This window comes from Ezakiella massiliensis, from assembly GCF_059862345.1.
On the sequence record NZ_JCBCEO010000007.1, the window covers coordinates 63344 to 79750 of the forward strand.

Below are 16407 nucleotides of genomic sequence, written 5' to 3' on the forward strand. Positions count from 1 at the left end.
CTCATTCTGGTGTACACTTGAGTACACCTCACTCGTCAAAAAGTCTTAGCCTACAAAAATTCATCAATTTTTCCTCGCAAATTATATATAGAAAAAAGAGGATATAAAAATTAATTAATTTCGTGACCTTCTTGTGAAAAACTAAAAAATACGCGAAGCGTTGTAGCGGCCGGTTGCAGCCCTGCCCAAGAGAGCGAGTGGCAACGATGCTCGATTGGTATGCAGCGACTCACGCAACCTCTTGTTCAATCGTTAGACCGAAGGGAAGAACGATTGAGGACAAGAGTCTGAGGAGAATTCCGGCCATATTTTTTAGTTTCTTTCACCTAGAATCTCATAGCAATTTTAACCGCAAATTAACCGTAAATGCCTTTTGGGTAATTTGCTTGCTCTTTGGGTATCAATGGTATAGAAGGCGTATTGTAAGCAAAATTACATTAACAATTTTTCATTACATACACACATAAGGAGGTGTTTTATGTTTAATATTGGTGACAAGGTTTCCTATCCTATGCATGGGGCGGGAGTTATCACCGAAATTTCAAAGAAGGAGCTTTTGGGTGAGGTCAAGGATTATTACACGATCAAGATTCCTGTAAACGAGGTTGTGGTTTCCGTGCCAGTTGACAAGGCCGAAGACTTGGGCCTGCGTCCGATAATTGAGAAGGACGAGCTGGACGGGATTTTGGAAACTCTCAAGGCCGAAGCCAAAAAGACCAATGGCAATTGGTCCAAGAGGCACAGAAATAATTTTGAAAAGCTCAAGTCAGGAGATATTATAGAGGTGGCAGAGGTTGTTCGTGACTTGACCCTTCTCAGCCGTGAGAGAAATCTATCGGGCGGAGACAGGCGGATGCTGACCAATTCTATGAATTTACTTTTGAGCGAGATCATCATGGCCTACGATGTTGACGAGGCCACTGCAATTAAAAGAATTGAAGAGTGCATTTTAGAGTAGGTATATTGTTATGGCAAGAAAAATAATTAAGTGGCTAATTGCCCTTTTGGGAGGAGTTATAGGCTATGGTTTGGTCCTGCTTGTAACTTCTCTAATTAAGTTTGAATTTCCTAAACTGGGATATGAAATTGCGACTTATGCCGCAGCTGTTATTTTATTTTTTATTATTTTTTATTTATCATCTGAATTTTTCATTGACCGGGTTAGGAAATTAATTGACAAATTGGATAGCGATATCAAAAAGCTAAGCGTCCTCGATGTTATACTGGGTACGGTCGGACTTTTGATTGGCCTGGGCCTTTCATATATCGCTGTTAAAATAATTTCTGGGATCAAAATTCCAATTCTTGTGGATATTCTTTCAGTTGTTATTTACATTACAGTTATTATGGTCTCAATGGCCATCGCCGTAAGACGCAAAGATGATCTGGAGGCCTATATCAGAAAATACAAGTCGGCAGGGACTGAGGCTAGTAAGAAGTTTTTGGATACCTCTGTTATTATTGACGGGCGGATTTTGGATGCCATGCGAACTGGTTTTATTGATGGGGACCTCATTGTGCCATCTTTTGTCTTGGAAGAGCTCCAATTTATTGCGGACTCGGCCGACTCTATGCGGAGGGAAAAAGGCAGGCGGGGCCTGGATATTTTAAATCAAATGACCCACGAGTTCAAAGACCAAGTCCGGGTCGTGGATTACGAAAAGGACAAGAAGACCACGGTTGACCTGGCCCTTTTGGAACTGACCCAAAAAGAGGGCGGGGTCGTCATGACCAACGACTACAATTTAAACAAGGTCGCAGGAGTCAAGAGCATTCGCGTCCTTAATATAAATGACTTATCAACTGCCCTTATGCCGGTGGTTTTGCCAGGCGAGAGATTTGATTTACAAATTGTCCGCCAGGGCAAGGAAGCTGGTCAGGGCGTTGGATTTTTAAACGACGGAACCATGGTCGTGGTCGAAGATGGATCAGGACTGGTCGATACCATCCAACACGTGGAGGTTACTAGTGTTTTGCAAACTTCGGCTGGGCGGATGATCTTCGTTAAGCTTATTTAGGTGAACTATGATTGAATCGATGAAGGTGGCGGTTTTAATTGCGGCAGCTGGTATGAGTAACAGGATGAAGTCGGATATCAACAAGACTTTTCTCCTCATTGACGGCAAGCCAATTTTATCCCACACTATAAATAAATTTGAAAAATCCAAGTACGTGGACCAGATTATTGTCCTTGCTCGCAAGGAGGAGATCGATTATGTCCGCGAAAATATTATTGAGTCCGGCGGCTTTAAAAAAGTGGTCGCCCTGGTAGAAGGTGGATCTTCTCGCCAGGAATCCATAAAAAACGGCCTGAAAATTTTGCCCGATGATGTGGATATTGTCCTTAGCCATGACGGGGCTCGACCTTTTGTCCATGTAGAGACAATTGACTCGGCCATAGAGCAGATGCTGGACCTACGGGCGGTTGTGGTTGGCGTTCCGGTCAAGGACACGATCAAGAACGTTTTTGACGACGGGTCCAACAAGGTCTATCTGACGCCAAAGAGGGCCTTACTTTGGGCGGCTCAAACTCCGCAAATTTTTTATGCGGAAGATTTGCGACGGGCTTATATTTATGCAGAGAGAGAAAATATAGAGGGGACCGACGACTCGTCCCTGGTGGAAAAATTTGGCCTCCAGGTTACCATGGTCATGGGGTCCTACGACAATATAAAAATCACCACGCCAGAGGATTTGGTCCTGGCGGAACTTTTTAGGAAGTCATTAAAGGAGAATTAAAATTAATGTTAAGAATTGGACAAGGTTACGACATTCACGTTTTTGAAAAGTCGCGGCCGCTAATTATAGGTGGGGAAGTCCTCCGCGACCACGACGGCCTCTTGGGCCACAGCGATGCGGATGTCCTCATCCACGCCATTATGGACGCCCTCTTGGGAGCGGCTGGTCTCAGGGACATTGGCTATTACTTTCCTGACACCGATCCCAAATACAAGGGAATCTCTTCTATTAAATTATTAAAAGAAGTTAAGAAAAAATTGGACGAGGAAGGCTACATTATTGGCAATATCGACTCGACGGTTATTGCCGAAGAGCCAAAGCTAAATCCCTATATAGAAAAGATGAAGGCAAATATTGGGGCGGCACTTGAAATTGAGATTAGTCAAATCGCCATCAAGGCCACCACAAAAGAGAAAATGGACGCAAGCGGCCAAGGGCTTTCGATTGAGGCTCTGGCCATAGCTATGATAAAGAAGGATTAATATGCAAGTAGAAAAATTTAATTTAAATGAAAATTCAAAGATAAAATACACGCTCGCTGTTGTAAGCGGCAAGGGCGGCGTTGGCAAATCGCTCACATCGAGCTTGATAGCAACACACTTAAACAAGCTGGGACTCAAGGTCGGCATCTTGGACTGCGACTTAACTGGCCCATCCATACCAGAAATTTTTGGCGTAGAAGACCTGGCTCGCGGTACCGATACCGAGATTTATCCAAATGTAACTGACACAGGAATTAGCCTCATGTCTATGAATCTTCTATTGCCCAACAAGACTGACCCGGTAATTTGGAGGGGGCCTGTACTTATGAACGTGCTCTCGGATTTTTATTCCAAAATTAATTGGGGGGACCTGGACTTTTTAATTCTGGACATGCCGCCGGGAACTGGCGACGTGCCACTTACCATTTACCAATCATATAATGTTGACGGGGTTATAGTTGTGTCGACACCATCCAAGATGGCAAATGTTGCAGTGGACAAGGCGGTCGAGATGGCCCTAAGGCTTAACCAAAATTTAATTGGCGAAGTTCAAAACATGGCCTATTATAGGTGCAAGAATTGTGGAGAAAAAGAATATTTATTTGGCAAGTATGACGAACGCCCAGGCCTAAAGAGGCTTGCAGAAATTCCATTCGATACGGACATTGGCCGGGCTGTGGACGCAGGCGAAGTTGAGTTTTTGGAAGTCTACGAGTACTTTGAACTGGCCAAAGAATTACAAAAACTCTTAGACAAATAAGGAGGACTTATGAAACATAGGATAATTTATTTGGCGGCTGGATGTTTTTGGGGAACGGAAGGCTACTTCAAAAAAATCGCCGGCATCGAGGATACAGAAGTTGGTTACGCCAACGGCAAGACCGACTACACCAATTACCAGGAGGTGGACGCAACCGATCACGCGGAAACTTTGAAAATAATTTATGATATTTCAAAAATTTCCCTGCAAGAAATCCTCCTCCACTACTTTAGGATTATCGATCCAAAGTCAGTTAACAAGCAAGGTGGAGATAGGGGCAGGCAGTACAGGACCGGAATTTATTACACAGACGAAGGCGATTTGCCAGCAATCATGTCAGTCTATAGGTATTTTGAAGAAAAACTTGGAGACCTGGCTGTGGAAGTTGAGCCATTAAAAAATTTCGTCAAGGCCGAAGACTACCACCAAGATTATTTGGACAATAACCCCACAGGCTACTGCCATGTCAACTTAGCTTTGGCACATGAGCCCTTAATTGTGGGCGACTATAAAATGAAATCTGACGACGAGTTAAAAGCCGAAATGGACGAGCTCTCATACGCAGTTATGCGTGAGGACAAGACCGAACGCGCAGGGACCAGCGAATTAAACGCCGAATACAGGCGGGGAATTTACGTTGACAAGATTACGGGCGAACCACTATTTGCATCATCGACAAAATTTAATGCAGGCTGCGGCTGGCCATCATTTAGTCGGCCAATCTTGCAAGACAAAATAAATTATTTGGAAGACACTTCCCACGGCATGATTAGGACCGAAGTCAGAAGCCGGGCCGGCGACAACCACTTGGGCCACGTTTTTAATGACGGGCCTGCCGACCAAGGCGGACTCAGGTACTGCATCAACGGTGCAGCCATCACCTTTATCCCTTACGAGGAAATGGACGAAAGGGGGTACGGCGAATACAAGCCACTAGTATGAGAAAATTAAATGCAAAAAAATTAATTACTATAATTGCCGTCATCTATTTGATGGGCACAGCTCTTTTGACCCAGGTGATCGACACTTCAGATTTCAATAGGACCAGCAAGATAATTATAAATATCACTTATGTGACAACCCTTTTGATCTTATTTGTTTTGCTTATGACAAATGGTCGTGGCTTTAATTTCAAAAGGTCTTCATTTTTAAACCCAGTCGACAGGTACGAGGCCTACAAAAAAGGCCTGCCACTGGCAGGAATCTTTCACGTGATTGGCCTAGTCCTAACAAACTTCGTTTTCAAAGGACCAGGTGCCTATAAGTACGATTTTGTAACGATATTAATCGTGCTACTGGTTTCGTGGAATGGGGTTGTGCTGTCAGCGGATAGGATTGAACAGGTGAAGGATGAGAAACATATTCCCGTACGCAAACTCAAGAAATAGTATTTCGTGTTAAATTTGTGGTTAATTTCGCGACATTCTCGTGAAAAAATTTTTTAGTCCTCGATGTACACTTAAGTACACCTGCGTCCTAAAAAATTTCTTTCACTTCGAATCTCATCGAAATTCCCTCACAAATTTAGAGTGATTTAAAAGTAGAGAGAAATTTATAGACGAAAAATTTCTGCGACTCACGCCTTTCTCATCAAATTTTCCTACGAGATACCAGTGCAAGCATATTATAAAGAGAATTTACGGATATTTTTAAGAACGTACGTAGGGTCCACTTGTAGCCACGCCCAAGAAACGAGCCTTGAAAAGGCGAAGGTGATTGGCTAGCGTTGACTCACTCAACTTGTTGCCCAAGAAAACAAAATTTTAGGTAGCGTCCGATTTATTTCGGACAAAAAATTTTGTTTGATTGGTTGCAACAATCTGAGGAAAATGTGGACCGAAAAGCATTGCCCGAATATATTTTAACAATAACATTTATATTAGACATAATTAATAAATTTGAAAAAAGTGAATGAAAAAACGTATATGTGGCTACCAATTCGGTGGCCATTTTTTTGCCTTCATCCAACAAATAACTTGACTTTTATTCATTATTCGCTATGATTAAAGTAATAATATTTTTAGGAGGTACTTATGAAAAGAGTATTACTAATTGCAATTGCATTTCTGATATTTATTTCTTTGTTTTATGGTTGTGTTGATAAGAATGTGCAAGTAGAAAAAAAGGAAGTGGAGAATGCACAAAATGAAGATGAGATAGAAAAGCAAGCAGCGATAGAAAGCCTTAAAAAACAAATAGAGATTCAACAAATGGAAGTTGATGAATTAAAAAAAGAGATAGAGCATCAAAAAGAAATAGAAAGAAAAATTATTGAAGACTATGAAAAGAGTCTTTACGGTATATATAAAGCTAACAAGTTGATTTATCATAATGATGATTATGGATTTAGTATAGAAATTCCCGAGGAAAAATATAATATTAAATTTTATAATGTTATCCAAGATAAGATAGAAGAAAATATAGAAATTTTGAACTTTGAATTTTTTACAGAAGATGAAAATAATATAGAAGTTTCAGGGAGCCTGTTTCAAATAATTGTGTGTAAAAATAATGCAACTTATCCAGGAGCGAAATTTTTGAGCAAGCTGGGAGATATTGCATTTTATTTTAGAGATTCTTCTTATGATACAGAATCCTCTGCTATTAAAGCACTTATCGAAGAATTAAAACCTATGATGGAAGAGATAAAAGCATCTTTTAGATTTGATGAATAAAATATATGCAAAATATATCTATAAGAAGATAAGCGATATTCTCGTGAAAGACAAAAAACACGCGAAGCGTTGTAGCGGCCGGTTTATTCCGGCCATATTTTTTTGCCTTCATCTAACAAAAAGCTTGACTTTTATTTGTTATTTACTATGATTAAAGTAATAATATTTTTAGGAGGTACTTATGAAAAGAGTATTACTAATTGCACTTGCAATTCTGATGGTTTTAGCACCTATTGCAAGGGCTGAAGGACAAGAAGCTCCAATGGCTGAAGCTCAAAAGAGTTTCCAACCATTTGAACTCGATGGAGAAGAGGCAAAGATTGGCGGATATTTAATCAATGCCAACAACTACTACAAGCTAAGAGACTTGGCAGCACTACTCAACGGCACAGACAAACAATTTAACATTGTATTTGACGATGTCAAAAAGCAAATCGCTTTGGAACTTGGCAAGCCATACGAAAAGCTTGACACTGACTTACAAGAAATGAAGCACGACAAGACCACAGCCAAGATGGTTACAAACACAATTTTGGTTGATGGCAAAGAAGTTGAATTAAAGGCAGCTTTAATTGACAGAAACAACTATGTAAAACTTCGTGACCTAGGCCCAGTTGTAGGATTTATAGTAGACTACAATAGAGAAACCAAGGCAATTATCGTAGACACCAAGTCAGAAGCTAAGGCTGAAGAAAAGGCTGAAGAAAAAACTGAAGACAAAAAAGAAGAAAAAGCTGAAGAAAAGAAGGACCAAGTTAAGACCACAGATCCAAATGCAACAGCAGAAGAAATCAAAGCATTTTTGGCAGATCCTAAACTGACTAATGATTATTCATTATCTGATGGCAATAAATTAATAGAAAAAAATGGAGTACTTTATTTATCTAGAGTGGGCGAAGATGGTGATACTTTAAACAATCCTATAGCAAAATATGTGACAATTAGAGATTGGATGCCTAGGTTTAAAGCCCAAACAAAATTTATGGATGAATATATGAAAACACACAGCGATGCTAGTGGTTTGTCAATTAATTACAATTCAGAAATACCTTTTGTCTTTTTAAAGGATGAAAGATTTGATGAGAAAAATATTGAAACTTTAAACCTTATAAATTATATGAAATTTAAATTGAATGACAAGGTTGACCTAGGATTTGGCATTGATAATGAACTAGCTAAACTCTATCTCGTTTTTATAAAAGATTTAGAGGCAAAAGAACCTGAATTTGAACTTGGAGAATTTGGCAATATCAGTGTAATGGCATCATATGACGATGGAAGCGTTTTAAATGGAGAAGAGCTAGGAAGCAATACTCTAATCCCAAGATTCCATGGAGAAAACAAGGCAAAACTTCGTGGTGTTTCGGTTCTAGTAATGGTAAATGGAAATATTCCTGTTATGATGAGATTATTCATCATATAAAAACAGTTTAAATGCACCTAAGCAGGTGCATTTTTTGTGTGCAAAATTGAGGAGTAAAAAATAATAAAAAAGGAAGTCTTTCGACTTCCTTAAATCTTGGTGGAGCATAGGGGAATCGAACCCCTGACCTTTAGACTGCCAGTCTAACGCGCTCCCAGCTGCGCCAATGCCCCTTATTCCACGCGTGCAAGTTCGGCTTCGTAGGCCTTGAAGATGGCTTCTTCCATTTTCTTGCGCATGGTATTGGTGACGGGGTGGACTATATCAAAGTATTCGTCTTTGACTTGTCTGGATGGCATGGCTATAAATAGGCCGTGGATGCCTTCGATAATTTTGAGTTCGTGGATGGCGAGTTCGTCGTCCATCACAACCTTGCATACGGCTTTGAGCTTGCCTGTGTTTTCCATAAGTCTGACATTTACACTTGTAATTTCCATAGTCACCTCATTTATTATTTTAATCTATCCCTAAGGACTCTATCATTATACACTATTATTTATTATTTTTCAACTGCTTTTCCTCTTTTAGTTTAATGGTAAAGGGGAAGGTGAGGAGAATTTTTACATAGTAGGTGGTGAGTCTCCAGGTTAAAAGAACCAAAAATATTGGTGCTCCTTCGGGCAGGATGGATGAAAACATGAGATAGAACATGCCTTCGGCTCCCAGGCTGGCCCCTGGTATTGGGATGTAGCCGCTGGAGATTTGGACTGCTGCGCATATGGCAAAGGTGAGCGATACGCTTGGCGGCCTGACTCCGTAGGATACAAATATATAATAGGTCATTGCATAAAATACCAAATAGCCGATGATATTCTCCACAATCATCATTATATAAAAAACTAGGCTTTGACCTCTGAAAGTTTGCAGGCCTAGGTTGAAATTTTCAATTTCCCCTTCGATTTTTTCTACAAATTCGTCTTTGGGTTTTAGGATTTTTATCTTTAGCAAAAATTTATAAAAGCCCAGGACGATTTTTTTGACGAACTCTGGCTTGTAGGCGGCAAGGACCATAAAGACGACCATGGCCACACCAACTATTAGACCCAGGACCAGCATGTAAGTAAAGGCATAGCCGCGGGCGTAGAAAAAATCTCCGTGGTAGATGCTAAGGGCAAGGGTGATTAGCAGCCTGGCTACAGTGTAGAAAAAAAGTTGGACTCCCAAAATCGATGTCGAAACGCCGGTTGGAATTCCAATTCCACTCATATAAAAGACCTGCATGGGTTGGCCGCCAGACGAAAATGGCGTGACAGCAGAAAAAAATTCGCCTATCATGTAGGTCTTGAAGGCTGCATAAAGGCTCATGGCTTGGCCTTGGTTGTGGGCCAGCTGCATGATAATTATAGCCTGGCTAAGCCAATAGGCAAACATGAGTCCCAATATTAAAAATACATAGCGCGGCTCCAGGTTTTCTATGGCGAGCTTAAGCGAGCTTACTCCGTCCGCATAAAAAATCCCCACCAAGAGGAGGACCAGCGTTATTAAAATAATTCCAATTAAATATTTTTTTCCCATAAGTATCTATATTTTACCATTTTTGAGGGAAATTATCAATGAAGAGCTTTTCTATAAATATTTGCAATCGCTAATGTAGCGTCTACCTTGCAGCCCTGCCCAAGAGGTCAATTTCCTGTAGAGGCGATCCTTTATGGTCGCCAAGAAATTGACCGATTGGTATGCAGGACTCACGCAACCTCTTGTTCAATCGTTAGACCGAAGGGAAAAACGATTGAGGACAAAGGCTCAAGGAGAATGGTAGACAAAGCGATTGTAAACCATAAGGCAAAGCCTTTCGCAATAAAAAAACAGCCAGATAAATTGGCTGTTTAAAAATCTTATGCAAAATGGGTATGTTTGATTACCCACTGTCTCATTCTGATGTGGACCCAAAATCCGTAGATGCCAAGGGTAATTAGAGTGAAGAACCACCATTTGATGTAGTTGCCAAAGAGTTGTGTTGCTGTGCCGTCGAATGTCAAACGCCTGCCTTCAATGTAGGTGTTGTTGATTTCCCATTTTTTGATTAGGACTATTGCCCATGGGAGCATGAGTCCAAGCGTAACGAGTGTAAGTAAAGCTCCGATAATTTGCCTGCCCATGTAATCAAATACTCCGCCTTTAAATTCAGATTTGGCCATGTTGATAGGCATGCCTGTTTGTGTGTCGAAATTGTTCATAATATCCTCCTTTTTTGAAATGTCTCGAACGCCTCCGGGTTCGAGATGGCGACCATTTCAGGATCGCCGTTACAACGTTCTTATCAATATCCGTAATCTATTTGTTTTTACGACGAATGTTCATACCAACAAGGGGCAATCACATTCGCCGAATGTCTGGGATTCTCCTCAGATTGTTGCAACCAATCAAACAAAATTTTTTTGTCCGAAATAAATCGGACGCTACCTAAAATTTTGTTTTCTTGGGCAACAAGTTGCGTGAGTCGCTGCTATCCAATCGAGCATCGTTATCACTCGCTCTCTTGGGCAGGGCTGCAACCAGACGCTACATGGCTACAAAGATATCCGTTGGAAAAATTCTTTTCTCTTTGTTTCTATATATATTATAAATCTATCTTTCCCTTTTATACATCACCCAAAAGGACTAGATTGTGTAAAAAATTTTTCTCTTGGGCTAGGGTTTCGAAAATTGATGAATTTTTGAACTTTGGGGCAAGACTTTTGCGGGCGACATTCTCCTCAGATTGTTGTACCCAATCGTTTTTCCCTACGGTCGAACGACTGGACAACAAGTTGCGTGAGTCACTGCTAGCCAATCATCTTCACGCTTTCGCGTTCGATTCTTGGGCAGGGCTGCAAGTCGCCCCTACAACGTTCTAATCTATATCCATTTGATACTCGTAATTTGCTAGGAAATTTCGATGAGGGCCGTAAGATTCACCAATTGAACGTCGTTACACTCGTTCTCTTGGGAATCTCTGACACGAGACCTGCTAGCCAATTAACATCGCCTTTTCAAGGCTCGTCTCTTGGGCTAGGGCTTCGAAGTGAAATAAATTTTTAGGACGCAGGTGTACTCTTATATATACAATTTGTGAGGGAAAATTGATGGATTTTTGTAGCTTGAGACTTTTTGACGAGTGAGCTGTACTAGAGTGTACAGCGGAATGAGCAAAAAGTCGAACACTGCAAAAAGTCGCAATTTTAACCACAAATTACTCACCATTCGTAGGTTTCTATGTCGTACCCGTCAATAACCATACACGAATGAGTTCCGTCTTTTGGGATGGTAGTCGATCCAGGGTTTAAAATGTGGACGGTGTCCGTCTTACGGTTGACCTTGATGTGGGTGTGACCGGTGATTAAAAAATCACAAAATTTGGCCTCAGCCATTTGGATCCGATCTTCTTCAGATTCCCTGTGGCCATGGGTTGCAAAAATCCTCACGTCGCCAAAGTCTTTAATCAGATAATTTTCGTGGATGTTTTTGCCTGTGACCATTTCGTCGACCTCAGAATCGCAATTGCCTTTGACAAAATAAATGTTGTCCATATTTTTAATCTGCTCAGCTAAACGCTTGGGGTCGTATTTAACTGGCAGGTCATTTCTGGGGCCGTGGTAGAGCACGTCGCCCAAGTGAATGTAGCAATCGACCTTGCCCATTTTTTCAATGGCCTTCATAAATTCGTCGTAAGACCCGTGGGTGTCACTTAAAATTCCAATACGCATGTTAAATCTTCCTTTCTTCTTATTTATTTTCTATATTATAATACATTATAAAAGAAAAATAAAATTTACGGTTAATATCGCTATTGTTGGTCACAAATCAATATTAATTGAAATTTAAAGAAGTATATAGTATAATAAACAATGTAATATGAATGTAATATAAGAGGTTTTTATGGACATAGATTTTAATAATATTAAAGAAGTACATTTTATTGGCATTGGGGGAATTGGCATGAGCTCTATGGCTCGTGTTCTTTTGGACCGGGGCTATAGGGTTTCTGGTTCCGACAGGACCATTACTCCTCTTTGCCAAAACTTAATAGACCACGGGGCAAAGATTAGTGCGCCTCAAGATGCAAAAAATATTTTAAAGCCTGATTTAATTGTTTACACAGATGCGATCTCAACTGACAATCCAGAATTTATTGCGGCTAAGGAGTCGGGCATCCCCATGATTGACCGGGCGAGTTTTTTGGGCCAGCTGATGACCCAGTATCAAAAGTCTTACGCCATTACGGGGACTCACGGCAAGACGACAACCACATCAATGCTTGCAACGATTTTTAAGCACAGCGATTTTAAACCGACAATTTTACTTGGTGGAAATCTGGACGCTATCGGAGGCAATGTACTGGTGGGTGAGCACGATGTTATGCTCTGTGAAGCCTGCGAGTACAAGGGAAATATTTTAAAATACCACCCAACAACGGCTGTAGTTTTAAATATCGACGAAGACCATTTGGATTATTACAAGTCCCTTGAACACATAGAGGCGACCTTTATTGAATTTATCAAGGGTCTAAGGCCGGGTAGCCATTTGATTATAAATGGAGATGAGGCAAGTTTAAAAAATATTAGAGAGGCCCATGATGGCAAGCTGATTACTTTTGGTATTCACAGGCCGGCAGATTTTAGGGCCAAGGATATTACTTATAATGAAGAGGGTTTTGCTTCTTATGATCTGGAATTTGAGGGCAAGACTTACAAGGTAAACACAAGCGTAATGGGCGTTCACAATGTCCTAAACTCTTTGGCGGCCATTGCAACTGCTTATGATGCAGGCCTGGATATAGAGACGATCGTGGATGCCATTGACCATTACAAACCAGTCCACCAAAGGCTGGAGATGCTGGGCGAAAAGGACGGGGTCACAGTTATGGACGACTACGCCCATCATCCAACGGAGATTATGGCCAGCTTAAACGCTGTTAAGAATATGAACAAGGAAAGAATTTTCTGCGTTTTCCAACCCCACACTTATACCAGGACCAAGATTTTATTAAACGGCTTTGCAGACGCCTTTAAATTGGCGGACCAAGTCGTGGTTATAGATATATTTGCGGCTCGCGAGACCAACAATTTGGGCATTCACTCCCGCGATTTAGTCGAAAAGATGAACGAACGCGGAATTTCTTGCAAATATTATCCAGACTTTGAATCTGCCCTGGAATATTTAAAGACCGCCCTTAGACCTGGCGATTTATTTATAACCATGGGCGCAGGCGATGTAAATAAACTCGCCCATATGTATTTGGAAGATAAGTAAAAAAGAAATGAAAATAATAATCGGTTTGGTCACCATAAAGGTAACCGCTACACGACCGATTATTATTTAAACACAAAACATAAAGGCGAGGCGAAATTTCCGCCTCGTGATAAAACACAAAAAAGGAAAAAATTCCTGTAGCGGCGATCCTGAAATGGTCGCCAAGAATTTTTTCTATCCTATTACAAAAAACAAAGGAGGTAAAATGGACAAGGTAATCGTATTAGACTTTAAGGGCCAATATTGCCAATTGATAGCAAGACGGGTCCGCGATCTAAACATATACAGCGAAATTATGCCGGGCGATTCCACCATGGAGGAAATTCTGGCAAAAAAACCATCCGCAATCATACTAACTGGTGGCCCAGACTCAGTCTACGCTGAAAATGCTATGACAGCACCCAAAGAACTTTTTGAAGCAGGGATCCCAATACTCGGCATCTGCTACGGGGCCCAGCTCATGGCCCATGTACTGGGCGGCAAGGTTGAGCACGCTGACAAAGACAAGAGTGAATACGGCCACGCCGACGCGACCTTTACAGGCGATGACTTATTTAAAGGTCTTAACAAGGGCACAGTTTGGATGAGCCACACAGACTACATCTCTGACCTTCCAGAGGGCTTTGAGGTAATCGCAACCACACCTCAGTGCAAGACTGCTGCCATTGCAAATAAAAATAAAAAACTTTACGGGACCCAATTCCACCCAGAGGTCAACAACACCGAACATCAAAAGGAAATTTTTGAGAACTTCCTCTTTGAAATCGCAAAACTCAAGGCGGATTGGAACAGCGACAATATTATAGACCGCGAAATAGAAAAAATCCGCGCCAAAGTTGGACCAAACGGTCGTGCCATTCTCGGCCTATCAGGCGGCGTTGACTCATCAGTAGCCGCAGCCATTATGGAACGTGCCATCGGCGACAGGTGCACATGCATCTTCGTTGACCACGGATTTTTGAGGATGAACGAAGCCGAAGAAGTCGAAAAAGTATTTACAGAAAACTTCAAGGTAAAATTCGTAAAAATTGACGCCAGAAAACGCTTCCTCGACAAACTAAAAGGCGTTACAGAACCTGAAAAGAAACGCAAGATTATTGGCGAAGAATTTATTAGGGTCTTTGAAGACGCCAAGAAAAACGAAGGCGACGCAAAATTCCTAGTCCAAGGGACCATTTATCCTGACGTTGTCGAATCCGGCAGCAAAAAAGAAGACGTTATCAAGAGTCATCATAATGTTGGCGGTCTACCTGAAGATGTGGATTTTGAAATCATCGAGCCACTTAGAGATCTATTTAAAGACGAAGTCAGAGAGATCGGCTACAAACTTGGTCTGCCCAAGCACATGGTCGACCGTCACCCCTTCCCAGGACCGGGCCTCGCCATCAGGATCATCGGCGAAATCACCGAAGAACGCCTGGATATTTTAAGAAGGGTTGACAATATATTTATAACTATGCTCCGCGAAAAAGGCCTCTACGAAAAAATTTGGCAAGCCTTTGCAGTCCTGCCAGACATCAAAACCGTCGGAGTCCAAGGAGACAAAAGGACCTATTCCTACATGGTCGCCCTCAGAGCAGTCAACTCAGTCGACGCCATGACCGCCGAAAGCTACAACTTCTCCTATGAATTCTTGCAAGAAGCTCAAAGAAGAATTATAAACGGCGTGCCGGAGGTAAACCGCGTAGTATACGACATAACCTCGAAACCACCGGGAACGATTGAATGGGAATAATCGCAAAATTTTCTAAAATGGCTTAATTACAAGCTATAAAGAGAATAAAAAATGGCTACTGGTACTCAAATGGTACTGGAAGTAAAAAAGAATAAACTAAATAATAGTTCCAAGTGGTTTACATTTGGACAAAAAATAAGACCGTAGTTTCAAACTGCGGTTTTTTTTAAAAAACAATAATTACGTTGCACATACTACTTGACACATAGTATGTTTAGTGATATACTTTAGATAATTAGATATGGGGGTGTTGATAATGGGTGATAATTTAGAGAAAAATATTCCTTTGACAGAAACGATGTTTCTGGTTTTACTAACAATGCTAGAAGAAAACTATGGCTATAAAGTTTCACAAGAAGTCGAAGAAATAACAGGAGGAAGAATTGTTTTAGGACCAGGTACACTGTATGGTGCGATAAACAATCTTAGCAAAAAAGGCTGGATCAAGTTAGTTGATAAAGATAAGGAGAGTGGAAAAAAAGTTTATATAGCAACTGACATTGGAAAAAAATTAGTCTTATTAGAGATTGATAGGATGAGAACTTTAGTCTTAGAGGGGGAAAAGAAATTAAAGAAGGAGGGAAATTATGAATAAAATAAGAGTTTTTTTGAATCCAATAGAAGGCAGAGAAAAATACCTTAATCAAATTGCAAGTGAAGGGTATCGTCTTGTAAAAAGTGGATCAATATTACATGAATTTGAAAAAACTAATTCAGATTATAAGTATTCAGTACAGTATGTTGGATATATGAGTAATACAGAAAGAAAAAAATACTCTGATTTTTTAAAGGAAATGAATTTAAAAGTTTTTACTGCTCCACTTAATATTGGAAAGTTTAGTTTGGGCAACGTGAAATTAAGACCTTATAACTCACCTAAAGGTATGATAGCGACTTATCCTGGAATGATTAATAAGGAAATCTTGATAATTGAATCAGATGGAAATAAAGAAATTCCAGTTTTTTCAGATAGGGAGAGTAAGAATTTAGATATTAATAGGAGAAAAGCACCATATTATTATCTTATCGCTACCTCTGTTCTTTTGATAGTCTTAGGTTTATTTAAGGTAATTGATTATAAATCAATAATTTTAGGAACAATTTTATTTATATTAGCAAGTCATGGCTTGAAACCCAAAATTTGATGTCAAGAAAAAAGTTATCTGGACACTTGTTGTAGTGCTTGTGCAGATAATTGGTCCTATAGCATATTTAGCAGTAGGTAGAAAGAAATATTGATGGAAAATCTATTAGAAATTTCAAATCTAACAAAAAAGTATGGTCACGAAAAGATACTAAGTGACTTAAATTTATCTATTCCTAAAAATTCTATAATTGGATTGATAGGAGAAAATGGAAGT

General features: G+C 40.4%; 18 protein-coding genes and 1 tRNA gene. 14 read left to right on the forward strand and 5 right to left on the reverse strand.

Features of this window, described 5'->3' with window-relative positions; genetic code table 11:
* Positions 1–478 precede the first annotated feature (478 nt).
* The 9 genes from AC6FXG_RS08320 (at position 479) to AC6FXG_RS08360 (ending at position 8079) form a co-directional block, all read left to right on the forward strand.
* Positions 479–958, forward strand: a complete 480-nt coding sequence (locus AC6FXG_RS08320; protein WP_500572321.1) for a CarD family transcriptional regulator — start codon at positions 479–481, stop codon at positions 956–958.
* Between the two features lie 10 nt (positions 959–968).
* A complete protein-coding gene (locus AC6FXG_RS08325; RefSeq protein ID WP_500572322.1) occupies positions 969–2018 on the forward strand; it encodes a PIN/TRAM domain-containing protein in 1050 nt (349 codons plus the stop codon).
* Between the two features lie 7 nt (positions 2019–2025).
* Positions 2026–2739, forward strand: coding sequence for a 2-C-methyl-D-erythritol 4-phosphate cytidylyltransferase (gene ispD / locus AC6FXG_RS08330; RefSeq protein ID WP_500572323.1), 714 nt, complete (start codon positions 2026–2028; stop codon positions 2737–2739).
* Between the two features lie 5 nt (positions 2740–2744).
* Positions 2745–3221: a 2-C-methyl-D-erythritol 2,4-cyclodiphosphate synthase gene (gene ispF / locus AC6FXG_RS08335; RefSeq protein WP_500572324.1), complete on the forward strand. Its 477-nt coding sequence runs from the start codon at positions 2745–2747 to the stop codon at positions 3219–3221.
* Position 3222: 1 nt separating this feature from the next.
* Entirely contained in the window at positions 3223–3981 is a 759-nt protein-coding gene (locus AC6FXG_RS08340) for an Mrp/NBP35 family ATP-binding protein (RefSeq protein ID WP_500572325.1), read from the forward strand.
* Positions 3982–3990: 9 nt separating this feature from the next.
* Positions 3991–4923 carry a peptide-methionine (R)-S-oxide reductase MsrB gene (msrB, locus tag AC6FXG_RS08345; RefSeq protein WP_500572326.1) on the forward strand — a complete coding sequence of 311 codons (933 nt, stop codon included), beginning with the start codon at positions 3991–3993 and terminating at the stop codon, positions 4921–4923.
* Positions 4920–5369: a hypothetical protein gene (locus tag AC6FXG_RS08350; protein ID WP_500572327.1), complete on the forward strand. Its 450-nt coding sequence runs from the start codon at positions 4920–4922 to the stop codon at positions 5367–5369. Before msrB ends, AC6FXG_RS08350 begins: the two co-directional genes overlap by 4 nt.
* A 645-nt stretch (positions 5370–6014) precedes the next feature.
* Positions 6015–6656 carry a hypothetical protein gene (locus tag AC6FXG_RS08355; protein ID WP_500572328.1) on the forward strand — a complete coding sequence of 214 codons (642 nt, stop codon included), beginning with the start codon at positions 6015–6017 and terminating at the stop codon, positions 6654–6656.
* Between the two features lie 181 nt (positions 6657–6837).
* Positions 6838–8079 carry a hypothetical protein gene (locus AC6FXG_RS08360; protein ID WP_500572329.1) on the forward strand — a complete coding sequence of 414 codons (1242 nt, stop codon included), beginning with the start codon at positions 6838–6840 and terminating at the stop codon, positions 8077–8079.
* Between the two features lie 97 nt (positions 8080–8176).
* Here AC6FXG_RS08360 and AC6FXG_RS08365 read toward each other — a convergent pair.
* The 5 genes from AC6FXG_RS08365 to yfcE all read right to left on the reverse strand — a co-directional run bounded on the left by AC6FXG_RS08365 (position 8177) and on the right by yfcE (position 11765).
* Positions 8177–8252, reverse strand: a tRNA-Ala gene (locus AC6FXG_RS08365).
* Complete coding sequence (locus AC6FXG_RS08370) at positions 8253–8516, reverse strand: SpoVG family protein (RefSeq protein ID WP_075574442.1); 264 nt, start codon at positions 8514–8516, stop codon at positions 8253–8255.
* 55 nt (positions 8517–8571) lie between these two features.
* On the reverse strand, positions 8572–9594 hold the full coding sequence (locus tag AC6FXG_RS08375; RefSeq protein ID WP_500572330.1) for a lysylphosphatidylglycerol synthase transmembrane domain-containing protein: 1023 nt from the start codon (positions 9592–9594) through the stop codon (positions 8572–8574).
* 320 nt (positions 9595–9914) lie between these two features.
* Positions 9915–10256 carry a DUF6693 family protein gene (locus AC6FXG_RS08380; RefSeq protein ID WP_500572331.1) on the reverse strand — a complete coding sequence of 114 codons (342 nt, stop codon included), beginning with the start codon at positions 10254–10256 and terminating at the stop codon, positions 9915–9917.
* A gap of 999 nt (positions 10257–11255) precedes the next feature.
* The gene (gene yfcE / locus AC6FXG_RS08385) at positions 11256–11765 is read right to left on the reverse strand and encodes a phosphodiesterase (RefSeq protein WP_500572332.1); all 510 of its coding nucleotides are present in this window, start codon (positions 11763–11765) and stop codon (positions 11256–11258) included.
* A 172-nt stretch (positions 11766–11937) separates the two neighbouring features.
* Between yfcE and murC the strand changes: the two genes are divergently transcribed.
* The 5 genes from murC to AC6FXG_RS08410 all read left to right on the forward strand — a co-directional run bounded on the left by murC (position 11938) and on the right by AC6FXG_RS08410 (position 16285).
* Positions 11938–13311, forward strand: a complete 1374-nt coding sequence (murC, locus tag AC6FXG_RS08390) for a UDP-N-acetylmuramate--L-alanine ligase (protein WP_500572333.1) — start codon at positions 11938–11940, stop codon at positions 13309–13311.
* 205 nt (positions 13312–13516) lie between these two features.
* Positions 13517–15046 (forward strand): glutamine-hydrolyzing GMP synthase, encoded by a 1530-nt coding sequence (gene guaA, locus AC6FXG_RS08395; protein ID WP_500572334.1) that lies wholly within the window; start codon positions 13517–13519, stop codon positions 15044–15046.
* Positions 15047–15302: 256 nt separating this feature from the next.
* Positions 15303–15641, forward strand: a complete 339-nt coding sequence (locus AC6FXG_RS08400) for a PadR family transcriptional regulator (RefSeq protein WP_446762607.1) — start codon at positions 15303–15305, stop codon at positions 15639–15641.
* On the forward strand, positions 15634–16191 hold the full coding sequence (locus AC6FXG_RS08405; protein WP_500572335.1) for a DUF2812 domain-containing protein: 558 nt from the start codon (positions 15634–15636) through the stop codon (positions 16189–16191). The genes AC6FXG_RS08400 and AC6FXG_RS08405 overlap by 8 nt, the downstream gene beginning before the upstream one ends.
* Before the next feature lie 16 nt (positions 16192–16207).
* On the forward strand, positions 16208–16285 hold the full coding sequence (locus tag AC6FXG_RS08410) for a PLDc N-terminal domain-containing protein (protein ID WP_500572336.1): 78 nt from the start codon (positions 16208–16210) through the stop codon (positions 16283–16285).
* Positions 16286–16407: the final 122 nt, after the last annotated feature.

Bases quoted from the DNA above. Each gene is read 5' to 3' on its own strand.
- AC6FXG_RS08375 (WP_500572330.1), bottom strand. From the start codon at position 9,594: ATGGGAAAAAAATATTTAATTGGAATTATTTTAATAACGCTGGTCCTC.
- AC6FXG_RS08360 (WP_500572329.1), top strand. From the start codon at position 6,838: ATGAAAAGAGTATTACTAATTGCACTTGCAATTCTGATGGTTTTAGCA.
- AC6FXG_RS08405 (WP_500572335.1), top strand. From the start codon at position 15,634: ATGAATAAAATAAGAGTTTTTTTGAATCCAATAGAAGGCAGAGAAAAA.
- guaA (WP_500572334.1), top strand. From the start codon at position 13,517: ATGGACAAGGTAATCGTATTAGACTTTAAGGGCCAATATTGCCAATTG.
- AC6FXG_RS08370 (WP_075574442.1), bottom strand. From the start codon at position 8,516: ATGGAAATTACAAGTGTAAATGTCAGACTTATGGAAAACACAGGCAAG.
- AC6FXG_RS08325 (WP_500572322.1), top strand. From the start codon at position 969: ATGGCAAGAAAAATAATTAAGTGGCTAATTGCCCTTTTGGGAGGAGTT.
- ispF (WP_500572324.1), top strand. From the start codon at position 2,745: ATGTTAAGAATTGGACAAGGTTACGACATTCACGTTTTTGAAAAGTCG.
- yfcE (WP_500572332.1), bottom strand. From the start codon at position 11,765: ATGCGTATTGGAATTTTAAGTGACACCCACGGGTCTTACGACGAATTT.
- AC6FXG_RS08380 (WP_500572331.1), bottom strand. From the start codon at position 10,256: ATGAACAATTTCGACACACAAACAGGCATGCCTATCAACATGGCCAAA.
- AC6FXG_RS08340 (WP_500572325.1), top strand. From the start codon at position 3,223: ATGCAAGTAGAAAAATTTAATTTAAATGAAAATTCAAAGATAAAATAC.
- AC6FXG_RS08400 (WP_446762607.1), top strand. From the start codon at position 15,303: ATGGGTGATAATTTAGAGAAAAATATTCCTTTGACAGAAACGATGTTT.
- AC6FXG_RS08350 (WP_500572327.1), top strand. From the start codon at position 4,920: ATGAGAAAATTAAATGCAAAAAAATTAATTACTATAATTGCCGTCATC.
- AC6FXG_RS08320 (WP_500572321.1), top strand. From the start codon at position 479: ATGTTTAATATTGGTGACAAGGTTTCCTATCCTATGCATGGGGCGGGA.
- ispD (WP_500572323.1), top strand. From the start codon at position 2,026: ATGATTGAATCGATGAAGGTGGCGGTTTTAATTGCGGCAGCTGGTATG.
- murC (WP_500572333.1), top strand. From the start codon at position 11,938: ATGGACATAGATTTTAATAATATTAAAGAAGTACATTTTATTGGCATT.
- AC6FXG_RS08355 (WP_500572328.1), top strand. From the start codon at position 6,015: ATGAAAAGAGTATTACTAATTGCAATTGCATTTCTGATATTTATTTCT.
- msrB (WP_500572326.1), top strand. From the start codon at position 3,991: ATGAAACATAGGATAATTTATTTGGCGGCTGGATGTTTTTGGGGAACG.